Genomic DNA, 13,215 nt, shown 5'->3' on the forward strand with positions numbered 1-13,215 from the left:
TCAGCACCCCGAGCCTACCGGCTCAAGGGGGGCAACGCCGACCTCTTCAGAAATTCAACAGAACCCGGGACATCCCCGATTAACTCACCTGCCCCGCGCTCAGCCCCACCACACGGCCCACCGTCGCCGGCCAGACAAAACGGCCACGGTCCAACCGCTTCGCCTAGAGCGACAGTCCAACTCCATCGTGCCACAAGGCCTTGATCAGCGAACCGCCGCGTCCGCGGAACACGAAGACATCTCCGGCAAACGGATCACGACCTATGCCTTCCTGGACCAACAATGACAAACCCTGCATGCCCTTGCGCATATCGCTGTGGCCGGTCGCAATCCAGATCCGTGTGTTCGAAGAGATCGGTATCATCGACGCTCCAGAACCTGCAGCACCCGCGCCAGCGCCGCCGCATCGACACTGCCGTCGACAATCACTCGACGATTCCTGCCAACGACGATCACCATCTGCCCGCTCGTCGATGTGGCAGCAACTGCCGGCTCGACCTGAGTGGCTACGACGACCCGCGCAAAGCCAGATTGCTCGCTTTGAGGGCTGATCGGCTCGGGCCCGAACGGCACCTGAAGCCGTTCAAGCTGAGCAAGATACTTAAGTCCGGCTGCAAAGCCGAGGAGTCGAAGCTTAGGACCGCCCAGCGTCTGACCAATCTGATCTCGCGCTTTTGCATCCTGAGTTGGCGGGTCTTCTGAATGACGATGCTCCACCGTTCCACTCCAGACGCGCCACCGCCCCCTCGCGTTGACGGCGACCGAAATCGGCGTGCTCGATCGCCTCGTCAATGACAAATCAAAAGCGAGAAAGACGCTTTCGCGCTATCTCATCAAGATAGCCCGGCTCGGCGGTTATCTCGGCCGCGCCAGCGATCCGCCCGCTGGCAATATACGGTCATGTGGCGCGGGCTGTCGCGCCTCACACCGACATCGAGCTGGGCGCCTTGGTCGGAGGAGAATTGGGGTTAATTGAAAGCGTCACCGGGAAGAGCCGGGTGCGGGAGATCCGCTTGCCCGGATCTGTGAGGGCGAAAGCCAAATGGCTGAGCTACTCGACCACGGACGCAAGCGCGCGGCCGAAATGCCCTAAAAAGCCGTTCACGGTTTGAGCCGACGCTCAGGCGCGGTCCAGATAAGGTTCAGTTTAGCTTGCTCGGGACTTTTGGCCCGATGAGTCTGAGCTCAGCCCTGATCCCGCCCGTCCTGGGTGTCCTCCGTCGCGACCTTAACGGCGGCGATGGCGGCGTCCTTGCGGCAGGAGATATCGATCGCCTCGCGGCCCGAGATTTCATGGCCTGCATCGTCGGGCATTTGCCAGAAGAACCAGGATGACGCCGCCGATATGATCGCAACCACGACGAAGGCCGGCGCAAAGACGCCTGCGGTGAGCTCGGTCTGCTGATGAAGTGCCAGTACGGTCTCGAGTGAGAAGGCGCCGACCGCGATGCCGGCTGATGCTGCGAGCTGCTGGTTGACGCTGACCAGCGTGGTGGCGCGGCTCATCCGCGCCGGCTCAATCTCCGCATAGGCCACTGTGTTGATCGCGGTGAACTGCAGCGAGCGGAAGAAGCCGCCGACGACCAAGATGATGATGATCAGGAGCAGCGGCGTCGTCACCGTGAACAGGGCGCAGGCGGCGAGGAAGAGAGACGAGACCACTGCGTTGATGGTCATCATGTGGCGGAAGCCGAAGGCGCGGATGATGCGCGCGGCCAGTGTCTTCATGCCCATGGCGCCGACGGCGGAGGCAAAGGTCACGAGGCCGGACTGGAGCGGCGTTAGCCCGAAGCCGACCTGCATCAATAGCGGCAGCAGAAACGGCGGAGCACTGAGACCGAGGCGGAACATGAAGCCGCCGATAATAGCCGCGCGGAGCGTCGGCAGCCGTAGCAGCACGAAATCCAAGACCGGCGATCCGGTGCGCCGCGCGTGGATGATGTAGAGCGTCATCGACACGGTGCCGACGCCGACCAGTAACGAGATGACCGACCACGGCAGCAAATTCAGGCCGGCTACCGAAAGGCCGAAGGCCATGCCGGCCAAACCGATGCCAGCGAGCGCCAGCCCCTTGAGATCGAAACGCTCCGGGTCTTCGCTCTTGATCGGATCGATGTATTTCAGCGCCATGAAAATACCGAGCAGCCCGACGGGGATGTTGATCAGGAAGATCCAGTGCCACGAGAAATAAGTGGTGATGAACCCGCCAAGCGGCGGTCCGATTACCGGGCCAATGAGTGACGGCACCGTCACCCATGCCATCGCATTGACCAGCGCGCTCTTGTCGATCGAGCGCAGCAGCACCAGGCCCCCTATCGGCGTCATCATCGCGCCGCCAAGGCCCTGCAGCATGCGCGCGAACATGAAATGGGCGATCGAGGAGGACAGTGCGCATCCGACCGAGCCCAGCATGAACACGCCAACCGCGATCGCAAACACCATGCCGGCGCCAAAACGGTCTGCAGTCCAGCCGCTCGCTGGAATGAACACCGCGAGCGAGAGCAGATAGGAGGTGATCGCGAGCTTCAGCGTCAGCGGGCTGGTGCCGATGTCGGCGGCGATCGCCGGCAGCGAGGTCGCGATCACCGTAGAATCCATGTTCTCCATGAACAGCGCAGTGGCCACGATGAGAGAGATCAGGCGTTCTTTGTTCATCAACGTCCGATGGCTGAGATAGCTGAAAAGCAGGCGAGAGGGCTGTATCATCCAATTGCTACACGCGCTATTGCGCTCCGCGTCACCAGCGCGATGCTGGTGATGGCTTCTGCCATGGACACGGTCAGCGAGGCGCGCATGGCGATTGCGATGGCGCAGGCCGGGGGTATCCACCGCAACTTCGGCCCCCAAGGGCAGGCCGCTCAGCAACTTTCTGGGTCTCGTCGCCGATCTCGCGGTTGCGCGGGTAGTGCTCGTCAGTGTGCAGTGCGTCGAGCACGCCCAGCGTGTCCTTATCACAGTGGGCGAATTCTTTGGACCGCCGGGCGAACTCGGCGATCTCGGTCGGGCAGACGAAGGGGAAGTCTTTAGGGTAGAAGATGATCTTCCGTCTGGCGCGAAAGCTACTTTCACTAGGCGTCTCGAACGCGCTTTGCTCCTTGTCTTGCCGCATTTGAAAGCCGGGCCGCACTCCCGTGATTTCGAACGACGGCAGCTTATCTACAATTCCAAGCATGTTGCCCTCACAAGGTTTATCTGTTCGGAAAACAACGTTTGCGCCATCAGCGAAGCAAGGTACGTGCCACCCGCTTCGCAGATCAACTGTCAGAAGTGTAGCATTCGATGGTTGCTTGGAAGCATCTCAACGCCATCTTTTTGATCTGAACGGGTCGATTGTCCTACATTAGTAAATTGGCATGATCCGTTCGGATGTGTCGGCTAGCTGTCGGACCTATGACGAAAGTTCAGCCGAAGCTAGAAGGAAAAGGGAGGCGCCACATTCGTCATCTCCTAGCCGGAATGCCCATAAGAACGCCCCGCCTGACTCTCTTCAGTTGAAAGCTGTTGATCGAATGCATCCGCAAGCGGAGCAGGCTCTTGCCGGGCCGCCAAAGCGGCTTGCCGCTGTATTCGCAGCGCCTCTGCGGTTTCCTCGAATTGTTCGCGACGACACCTCTGCACGAACTATTTTTTAAAGCCGCGGCGGTTTACTAACCTGCTTCCGCCGTCATCGGCTTTGGTGGATCGAGGTAACGAGCCAAGAACCGGTAGATCTCAAGTCGAGCGTCGCGTGCGACTTCGGTGTCGATCAACTCAAAGATGTGTTCGCCCGGTGGATCCTCGTAGATCTTGTATTCGAACTCCTTATCGCGAAACTTCAGGGCCTCGATGAGCTGTTGGACCTCGAAAACGTTTACGTCGGAATCGTTCGAGGCGGTGTGAATCAAGAGAGGAGTATGGAGTTTGTCGGCGTTGTAGACTGGCGAACGCCTGATGTACTCGTTCACATCGTCGAAAGCCGACTTTCCTATGCTGCTGAGAGCGCCGTAGTCATCGATGGGATAACCGTGCGCCCCTTTTGCCTTGGTGCCAGCTCGCAGCGCCAGGTTACTGACGGGAACTCCTGCGAAGGCGACCCGATACGCGTCTGGGTGATTGAAGATATTCCATAGCGTCAGAAATCCGCCATGACTCCAGCCAAGGACACCAACGCGGCGCGGATCGAGAAACGCATACTGGGCCAGCATCCATTGACCAGCGAGGTAGACGTCCTCGATTTCTTTTCCGCCGTAATCAATCTGATTGTAAAAGCCGCTTCCGTAACCTGTGCTGCCGCGATAATCCGGCGCGACGACAACATATCCCTGCTCGATAAGTTCGCGAATGACTGTAGTGTAGTCGTCACACTTCACGTTGCCATGCACGCCACCGTGTGCGAATACAAGCAAGGGAGACTTCAGCGTTTTGTCTACAGATTTCGGGATAAACACGTAGGCGCACATGACCAGCGGATTGCCGGACGCTTGCGCGGTCGGATTCTCCTCGTATCGTGCGGGTCCGGCGTAGCGGATTTTCGAAATGCTGGCGATATCTTCCACTGACTGCCGCCATAGGACGTCATCGACACGCTTGATGATTTCATCATTCCGATGCTTCTGTTCGACAAGAGCTGACTCAATAGCCCGAAGACGCTCGGCCATGTCATCCGCGCTGAATGAACTCCCAGTTCCGCGTTGGTTTTTCATGCCCGCTTCCTAGTTTCAAACGTCGTGTTCTTCCTATGAACCCGGCAGGGTGGATAATCATGTTCGCCCGCACGATAACACACACTCATTTTTGTTTGCAACGTATGTGTCGGTATTCGAAAATGAGTCGGATGGATCATACCAATAAAGAGATCGGGGCGCCCGCGGGATGAAAGAGAGTGCCCGGTCACGTTCATGTACGAGAGCGAGAGGTCAAGCACCTCTTCGATGACCGTCCTGAAGGCCCTGCAGAGGCCATCGCATCACTGATTATGTGCTGCAGACCACCAAAAACGGCGGCAGAGCCCTCGCTCCAACGAGGCTGCGCAACTTTATCTACGATGCAACGTAAGCGTCGTAGGCGTCGCCTGAAGGGCATCGACATAGGACGATCCGCTCCTTCGGATAGCGAGCCCAGGCGCGATGGTTCCGAGCCGGACCCGGAAGCCGCTCAGCCGCAGCCGTGACGATCAAACTTCTTGCTATCAGAGATATGTGCGCTCTCATGAGCTCCTGGAAGTCCCCTGCTTGATGACCTCGGCGCGCGCTCATTTGGCGAGGCAGATAACGTGATCATCGCGCCGCGATCAAAGCAGCGTGTCGTGACGCTCGCATCGCGCGGATCACCCGGGACAGCTGCTCGCCATCTATGGCTGTGTCCGTCCGCAGCACGACATCACCGATCGCGATCTCAAGCTTGATCGCCGGAGCCGGACGCTCCTCCAACGTGCTTTCCACGACTAGCGGTGCGAATGCCGACTGCGACGCCTCGCACGGCGGCAACATGCCCCGGTGTCGAAACCGCCGTCGCCAATCGTAGATCTGCCAGCGCGTCGATCCGTGCTTGCGCGCCACCTCGGACACCTGGGCACCAGGTAGCAGACTCTCGGCGACGATCCGGGCTCTCTCAGCCTCCGAACGCACCCGGCGTCCGGACGCTCCTTCGAGGACCTCCAGCCGGCTCACCGGCCCTAACGGTGAGCCGTCCAAACAGACGTCCTTTTTGCTGTCCAATCCCATCCAAACCTCCGTCCAAGCCGGAGGCCTTCTTCGCAGATTCGTTCTAACTCTGAAGCAAGGGTATCGGCTTCGCGCTTACTGTTAAACTCACAGCAGTCGCCGATTACGCGCGCAGAATTAGCGTCCAAGAATTGGCGTTGCTGGTGAGCTATTGTTCTCAAATTGGCGATCTTGTAAGTTCGAGTGTGGACCGGATGCTCGCCAATCTCGCCCCAAAGGCGTTCTAGCCGTGCCGCTCGCGCTTTGTCGCTCTGTCCGATCGCCGCAATATAGGCGCGCAGAAGGCGTACCACGGCCACACGTACCGCCCCGTCCGTGTTGATCTCATCTGCGTTATGCGGTCGTCGAGGTTCGTTGACAGCAATCTCCTGTTCTAAGTTGACCGCTCGGGCTATCGTGTTCAGCTGTGTTCACTTGAAGACGTCTATGTTGGCTACCCGACACGCTAAGACGAAAGTATTCCGCCGACGCTGCGCGAAACGTCTTTATTCCCCTTCAAGCAAGGCTCTCACGCACCTTTGTGTGGCACGTCGATTGCTGGGACACCGTCAACAGTTCGTAGACGACAGACTGTCTCCCGACGAGGAGCTCACATGACACTTGCTCGAACGACCCAGATCAATGCGATGGACACTGCGGGTTCGGTCCCGCGGCCTCACACTGTCCTCATGAACTTCATTGAGGGGACACGCGTCGTCACCGAGGGTGAGCTGAAAGCCGCCAGCATGACGCGTCATCTTGTCACAAACTTCTATCGTGAACAGATCACCAAGAGTGGTTACTACGACCAGCTTAAGTACGTTGTGGAGCCCTCATTCGAGGAGATCGAGAGTCCCGGCAGTCTGGATACAAGCGGTGAGCACGACAACACGGTGATGCCTGGACTTCAGCACAAGTACGCCCAGACGGGATTGTTGCTGGTAACGGACCGTTGTGCTTCATATTGCCGCTATTGCTTTCGCAAACGCATTGTCGGCAAGAACTCCGATGAAGTCGCACCTAGTTTCACCCGACTTACGCAATATATTGCCGCCCATGCTGAGATGACGAACGTGCTGCTATCGGGAGGCGACCCGTTCGTGCTCAGCACCGCCAAGCTCGACAAAATTCTTGATCATCTGCTGCCGATCACACATTTGCAGTCAATTCGATTCGGCACAAAGATAGTCGCCTTTGAGCCCAGCCGGTTTGAGGATCCTGCTCTGCCGGCCTTATTCCGACGGATCCGTGAAGCGGGTAAGACCGCTGTGATCGTCACACATTTCGATCACATAGGCGAAATTTCGGTCGATGCGGAGCGCAACATTCGCTCCTTGTGCGCACAGGGCGTGCAGTTCCTGAACCAGTCCGTGCTTCTCGCGAAGGTCAATGATGATCCCGGGATCTTGGCGGCGACCTTTGCCAAGTGTCACCAGATGGGCGTCCGCCCATATTATCTCTTTCAGGGCAGGCCGGTGAAAGGCGCATCGCATTTTCAGGTTCCGCTGCAGCGCGGAGTAGAGATTGCGCGCGGCATCAACCAACGTCTCAGCGGCATTGAAAAGACATTCAAATACATCATGTCCCATCACACAGGAAAGATCGAGGTCCTCGACCTCGGAGGCGATGGCCGTCTGTATATGCGCTATCATCAAAACAAGACTCCTGAGAAGATCGGAAAGATTTTTTCCCGGCCGCACCTCGAGGGAGCCTGTTGGTTGGACGATTTGCCCGAAGAATAAGATCAAAAGGCGCGCAATGTTGGTTATCGACCGAGACAGAGTGAAGCAGGAAGCCCTGGCCAAGTGGCAGCGGTATGAAGCGGTGGTGATGCCTTTCCCACCCGCCGCCGGAGCCGGGCTAGAAGCCCTGGTTGCGTGTGTGAGCCCAGTACATCGGGGCTGCGCGGTACACCGTGTTGTTCGTCCGTTTCGCCGACGCTCGAACGGAGTCCATCGATGGACAATCCCGTGCGCCAGCAGTTGCTTCGCCGGGCACGATCAAAGATGGCGAGCAGCGGCGCGGCATCACGCGCACGATTCCATCTAATTCCGTAACTGGACGCGCGAGCAGGAAATGCGACGTGCTCAACCCGGAAAGGCTGATTAGTTCCCGCTATCCGCATCATTAAAGAAGGCTAACACTATTGCAGCACCGACAAACCCACTGGATGGCGGATTATGTGCGGCCATCGCCGGCCGGCAAGCTGTTTCTGGAAACCGGTCAGCTCCCGGACATCGGCAGCATGTTTCGAGGACCGGAGCGCGCCGCCACGCTACGCCGGCTAGCCGATCTCGGCACCGACTTCTATCCGGGCGGGATCGCCCAGCACATCGCAGCTGATTTGCGCGCGGCCTGCGATCTTATCACCGAAGAACATTCAGCGAGCTGCGCTCCGCCCGCGCAGGTAGAGCCGGTTTCGACGACTTACCGCGGCCATCGGATTTTCACCCTCCCGTGGTCTGACAGGTGGCCTCCAACTCTTGTTTGCGGCTCTCATCATCGCGACTTTGAACAGCTTGCCACGTATGTTGGAAGTTTTTCTGCAGGATGCATCTCGCTGAGCAACAAGTATCTTGATTTCCGTCTTTTGAAGGGAGCAAGTCCGCTCGCCGGGCCGGCCCTTACCGGCGGGCACCCAGGATCCAGACGAGCCATTCCCCTCGATCAACCAAATCCGAGCGAATGAACGTGACAGTGGACAAACATCCAGGGAGTAACTGATGCGGGTAGCCGTCGTGTGGAACCATGATCGTACGGGCGTGATCAATCGGTTCGGTCAGTCTGCTCCAGAGGAATACGGCCGCGAGGCGGTCGAAAGCGTGGTAGCGGCACTGCAAGAGGGCGGCCATGAGACGCTGCTGTGCGAGGGCGATAAAGGACTGCTCGCTACACTCGAACGATTCATGCCCCCCGATCCACAAGCCCGCCCCTCCGGAATGGTCTTCAATTTGGCGTACGGAATTCAGGGCGAGTGCCGTTACGCCCACGTTCCGGCCATGCTCGAGATGGCCGGCGTTCCGTACACCGGATCAAGCCCCTTGGGGCATGGGCTGGCGCTCGACAAGGTCATTGCCAAGAGGCTCATCCGCGATCGCGGCGTGCCGACGCCGAACTTTCGCGTGATGCGTCGTGGAACCGAGAGCACCAGCGACCTGCGATTCCCAGTCGTAGTGAAGCCGCGTCACGAATCCACCAGCTTGGGATTGCAGCTTGTACATGAGCCCACTCGCTTGAGGCAGGCCGTAGAGGTGATTGTCACGCAGTATGCGCAGGATGCACTCGTTGAAGAATACATCGAGGGGCGGGAAATCTGCGTGGCTCTGCTGGGAAACGAGCAGCTCGAGGTGTTGCCTCTGGTGGAGCAGGACTTCGGCGACCGCGAGACACGTCTTATCACCTGGGAAGACAAGAAGCACGTGGTGGTCGCGGAGCCGCAGAAGATTTGCCCAGCGCAAGTCGGGAGTAAGCTTGCGACGATGCTGCGGGATATTTCGGTCGCGACCTTCCGTGCTTGCCTGTGTCACGATTATGCCCGTGTCGACGTTCGGATCGATCGCTCCGGCCAGCCCTTTGTCCTAGAGATCAACTCCATGGCGGCACTCGGTGTACGCACCTCTTATGTTCTGGCCGCAACGAGCGGCGGACACAGCTTCTCGAGCTTGGTCAGCCGCATCCTCGATGTCGCCCACACGCGGCATTTCGGAATCGGCGTCCCCAAGGCCGAACACGCGTCGAATCATGATCGGAGTTTTCCGCCGTCAGTTAGCGGACCTCTCGGCTGTCCCTCTGCCACTCGCATGGATCCATCGACGCGATGACGGCCAGTCGGCGCAGGCGAATAGAGCGGGACCCCTCTCCTGGAGCTCTCGAACGTGGTGACGCGCAGACTACCGCGGCTTTGACGGATGCCGACAAGGGCGCAGAAAGGAGCGATAATACCACTAGTAGCGAATCCTTACATGGCTCATTGCAGCCCGGGCCATCGCGCCTCGCGGTAGGGCGGGCGAATTGTTTCCTGTTACGGAGCTATCCTCGGCGCGCGTGTCGTCGCCTGAATTTGAGCGCCTCAATTAGCTGCCCGGCCGCACCTGTCTGCGTCCGTGCGAGACGTGATCACGCCCGAGATCGCCCTCAAGATGGTCCAAGCGGTGGGCATCGTGTTCCGTCGCGGCGAAAATTCGTCACAAGGTCTTGTGGGCCAAGGACATGCGGCACAACTTGGCCCTTCAATTGGGCCGGCCGCGACGGCGGGAAGTGTATCGGAATGGAGTTGCCCATCGCAGGTGCCATCAAGGACGGCTACGAGCGGCTGCCGCGACAAATGAAGGTCGCCGCACGTTGGCTGCTTGATCATCCGACCGAGGCCGCATTGCTGTCGATGAGGGAGCAGGCGCGCCGAGCAGGCGTACCTCCGGCGACGCTAACACGGTTTGCACAGCGCCTCGGCTTTGATGGTTTCGACAGCTTAAAGGAGGTATTCACAAATACCATCAGGGAACGCGCCAAAAGTTTCGCGGGGCGCGCAAAAGAATTGCAAGCACGACGACAGGTTGAGGGTGATGCCGCCGCCCTCATCGTTGATACGATCGATGCCTTGCATGGCCATCTAAGGGACCTCGCCCGTCCATCCGCGGCGATGGCAGCCGCAGCCGATCTCATGGTGGAGGCGCGAAGCATTTTTTGTCTCGGCCTCCGATCAAGTTTTCCTGCAGCTTATCTGATCCATTATGTCAGCTCATTGCTCGGCTCGCCCACGGTGCTGATCGACGGAATGGGGAGCACGCATAATGATGCGCTCCGGTCTGCCGGTCCAGGAGACATCCTATTGGCGGTTACAGTTAGCCCGTACACGCGCTATACAGTGCAAGCTGCCAAATTCGCGGTTTCACGCGGTGCAAAAGTAGTCGCGTTGACTGACAGCGAGCTATCTCCGATTGCCCAGCTTGCCGAAGTGGCGATTCAGGTTCGGACCGAAACGCCTTCGTTCTTTCACACCGTCACTCCCGCGTTCGCTGCGGCGGAGCGTCTCGTGGAACTCATGGCAGCCAAGCGCGGCAGCCGCGCGCTTGAAGCATTGGAGACTGACGAAGCACGTCTGGCAGCATTCGAAACTCATGTCCGGCAGAGACAGCGCAGGCGCGAGCTGTAGCCCACGGACAGAGCCGCTGATGCAGAACCATTTTGCTGAGTATGAGGATGCGACATCTCGACGTTCAACCCTTCGATATATGTACTGTCATGTGCGGTCAGCGCAGCTTGGCGGTCGCTCCCGGGTCCTGAGCGACCAGACCGTCACGATCCTAAACTGCTGACCTGCGCGGAAAAGCTTCGCTATCAGGGGTATCTGCGGCGCCAGGACAGCCATGCCGCAATTGCGGCGCTTGTCAGCGACAGTGCCGCTCAATGAGATCATCCGCCGCAGAGGACATAATCGCAATCTGGTTCGCCAAATTAGTCGCCGCGGCGGTACGGATATTTTCCGCACCCGTCAAAGTACCCTGGATGAACACCTGCCGTTCCTGGACGCGCAGTGGTCAGGCGGCTGTCGCAATCGGCGAGTTGGTCAGCGTGTGCGCCACCATGATCTGATGGGCGCCATCGACGGCGGCCTGTGCGTTGTAGCCCTGGATGAAGCCGTTTTTGGTCGGCATTACGCGGCTGTCGGGATCGGTGAAGTTGCGTTGTGCCTTGTCGCTCGGCTTTGCCGTGCCGGCTTGGATTTGCGCCCCGGCCGGCCCTTGCCGCCGTCGCTGGTGCCGTCGTCGTCTGGCTTCGAGGCGGCTTTGGCTTCGGCGGCAGCTTTGGCTTCGGCTTCCAGGGGGGCCTTAGCGGCACGGATCTTCTCGAGCCGTTTCTCATTGTTGGCCATCTAGTCCGATCTCGTCGCCGCGCTTGGAGGCTCCGAACTGACGATCCTCAGCCTTGTCGGTCTGGGCGGCTTCGGCGAGCCAGCGTTGGACTTCCGCTGCAAACCTCGGTTCGGCCTTTTTCATCCTGCCATAGCTCATCGCCTTGATCCCGGCATTGGCCTTGATCTTGGTGCCGTCGAGCGCCACATGGCCAAGCTTCGCAAGGCCGGTCTCGCGGCACAGCTTCAAGACCTGTCGGAACAGGTTCGATAGCGCCGCCAGATGGCGTTTGCGGAACTCGCTGATCGTACGGAAATCCGCCCGCTGCATTCCCGTCACCGCCGCAAAATCCAGCCGCTCCTCGCAGCCCCGAGCGATCCGTCGGGACGAGTAGATACCCTGGCTATACGCATAAAGAAGAAGCGCCACCATCATGCCGGGATGATAGGGCGGAAAGCCGCGCTCCTCGTCGTAGACATCCATGATCGCCGACAGGTCCAAACCGGTCCGAACCGTGTCGCGGACAAGTGGGCCACGTGCCCGGAGGCACCAATCCTGGATCGACGGCGGCAGCAGCCAAACTTGATCAACGTCCCATGGACGAGATGTCTTACTCATCCCTCGTTTGAATCACGACACTTGTTCTTCGTCGAGAACAATCCGATTACTCGGACAGGCTCCTAGCGTTGCGTTCACGAAGCTGAGGGTTGAGCACTAGCCGGAATGCGAGGCATTCTACCATCGAATATCCACTGGTTGGACACTCGCCGGAGCTGTCCTCGTGCTGGCCGGGATTGGTCGGATGGGTGTTTCAAAGGATCGCCAATCGCCCGATGCCGAAAAAACCACTGTCGGACCCGACGAAACGCGACGAGAACTGAAAGGACCCCAGTGCGTAACGCGCTGGGGTCGTTCCGAGGTAAGCGCCAGACTTGGGCTGGGGGGCTGAGGGTCAGGCGCCTACAACAACAAATCAGACACGCAGATTTTCCGCGCTGCTCTTACCCCGCTTCGGGTCGACTTTAACCTCGTAAGAGACTGTCTGCCCTTCGCGCAGGTCCGAGAGGCCAGCGCGCTCGACGGCGCTTATGTGCACAAAAACATCTTGGCCGCCCTCATCCGGCTGAATAAAGCCGAAACCCTTGATCGCGTTGAACCATTTTACAACACCCGTCGCCACGTCCGTCTCCCATTAAAGCAATACTGTAGACTAGTTCAGATCAGACCACCCGGGCAACACCGACCTGCGTATTGGCGCACAATCTCTGCTGCTTCGGCGTCAGCACACTTCGCTTGAGCTGTCGAGAGCCTGGCGATCCTGCTTACATGCCAGAGACTGATCACAGCCGACTAGTTTGACGCAGGTGAGTTTTGATCTTTGCGCGATCCGCGTACGCTGCGCTCATCGCATCGTTCTGATCCTCCATCCTGTTGCGTCACTTGGTTGACGAAGGTCACGTGCAGGTAATCGGCTCCTCGAACCATCAAGCAAGACGCGAAGCCTATTGCGCGTAGCGCCGAACCCGAGAACGACTCTTTGCTTACCGCTGAGACGCGATCCCGCCGCATCGCCACGACCACACGCTCTTCCGGGGTCTTCGAGCGGGGGATGTCCCGGGTTCTGTTGAATTTCTGAAGAGGTCGGCGTTGCCCCCCTTGAGCCGGTAGGCTCGGGGTGCTGA

The 13,215-nt window shown here is 59.0% G+C and carries 10 protein-coding genes and 2 pseudogenes; 5 read left to right on the plus strand and 7 right to left on the minus strand.

The window, feature by feature from the left end; genetic code table 11:
- Positions 1-163: 163 nt before the first annotated feature.
- The 3 genes from tnpB to AC0L3P_RS37880 all read right to left on the minus strand — a co-directional run bounded on the left by tnpB (position 164) and on the right by AC0L3P_RS37880 (position 2,655).
- The gene (tnpB, locus tag AC0L3P_RS37870; RefSeq protein WP_473309155.1) at positions 164-364 is read right to left on the minus strand and encodes an IS66 family insertion sequence element accessory protein TnpB; all 201 of its coding nucleotides are present in this window, start codon (positions 362-364) and stop codon (positions 164-166) included.
- Positions 361-717: a hypothetical protein gene (locus tag AC0L3P_RS37875; protein WP_473309156.1), complete on the minus strand. Its 357-nt coding sequence runs from the start codon at positions 715-717 to the stop codon at positions 361-363. The genes tnpB and AC0L3P_RS37875 overlap by 4 nt, the downstream gene beginning before the upstream one ends.
- Positions 718-1,185: 468 nt before the next feature.
- On the minus strand, positions 1,186-2,655 hold the full coding sequence (locus tag AC0L3P_RS37880) for an MDR family MFS transporter (RefSeq protein WP_473309157.1): 1,470 nt from the start codon (positions 2,653-2,655) through the stop codon (positions 1,186-1,188).
- 60 nt (positions 2,656-2,715) lie between these two features.
- Between AC0L3P_RS37880 and AC0L3P_RS37885 the strand changes: the two are divergent.
- Positions 2,716-2,862: pseudogene (locus AC0L3P_RS37885) on the plus strand (IMP dehydrogenase); the annotation flags it as partial.
- A gap of 785 nt (positions 2,863-3,647) precedes the next feature.
- Here AC0L3P_RS37885 and AC0L3P_RS37890 read toward each other — a convergent pair.
- Together AC0L3P_RS37890 and tnpA are read right to left on the minus strand one after the other, a co-directional pair.
- The gene (locus AC0L3P_RS37890) at positions 3,648-4,682 is read right to left on the minus strand and encodes an alpha/beta hydrolase family protein (RefSeq protein ID WP_473309158.1); all 1,035 of its coding nucleotides are present in this window, start codon (positions 4,680-4,682) and stop codon (positions 3,648-3,650) included.
- Between the two features lie 573 nt (positions 4,683-5,255).
- The gene (tnpA, locus tag AC0L3P_RS37895; protein WP_473309159.1) at positions 5,256-5,702 is read right to left on the minus strand and encodes an IS66-like element accessory protein TnpA; all 447 of its coding nucleotides are present in this window, start codon (positions 5,700-5,702) and stop codon (positions 5,256-5,258) included.
- A 668-nt stretch (positions 5,703-6,370) separates the two neighbouring features.
- On the opposite strand from tnpA, the gene AC0L3P_RS37900 reads away from it, so the two are divergent.
- The 4 genes from AC0L3P_RS37900 to AC0L3P_RS37915 all read left to right on the plus strand — a co-directional run bounded on the left by AC0L3P_RS37900 (position 6,371) and on the right by AC0L3P_RS37915 (position 10,833).
- Complete coding sequence (locus AC0L3P_RS37900) at positions 6,371-7,423, plus strand: KamA family radical SAM protein (protein WP_473309164.1); 1,053 nt, start codon at positions 6,371-6,373, stop codon at positions 7,421-7,423.
- A gap of 428 nt (positions 7,424-7,851) precedes the next feature.
- Positions 7,852-8,370, plus strand: a complete 519-nt coding sequence (locus tag AC0L3P_RS37905; RefSeq protein ID WP_473309160.1) for a gamma-glutamyltransferase — start codon at positions 7,852-7,854, stop codon at positions 8,368-8,370.
- Positions 8,371-8,404: 34 nt separating this feature from the next.
- Complete coding sequence (locus AC0L3P_RS37910) at positions 8,405-9,502, plus strand: D-alanine--D-alanine ligase family protein (RefSeq protein WP_473309161.1); 1,098 nt, start codon at positions 8,405-8,407, stop codon at positions 9,500-9,502.
- A 446-nt stretch (positions 9,503-9,948) separates the two neighbouring features.
- Positions 9,949-10,833 (plus strand): MurR/RpiR family transcriptional regulator, encoded by an 885-nt coding sequence (locus AC0L3P_RS37915; RefSeq protein ID WP_473309162.1) that lies wholly within the window; start codon positions 9,949-9,951, stop codon positions 10,831-10,833.
- Positions 10,834-11,239: 406 nt separating this feature from the next.
- On the opposite strand, the pseudogene AC0L3P_RS37920 reads toward AC0L3P_RS37915, so the two are convergent.
- Positions 11,240-12,151: pseudogene (locus tag AC0L3P_RS37920) on the minus strand (transposase); the annotation flags it as partial.
- A 355-nt stretch (positions 12,152-12,506) separates the two neighbouring features.
- Positions 12,507-12,713: a cold-shock protein gene (locus tag AC0L3P_RS37925; protein ID WP_473309163.1), complete on the minus strand. Its 207-nt coding sequence runs from the start codon at positions 12,711-12,713 to the stop codon at positions 12,507-12,509.
- Positions 12,714-13,215 lie beyond the last annotated feature (502 nt).

The sequence above is a fragment of the Bradyrhizobium sp. WSM4874 genome, assembly GCF_055811835.1.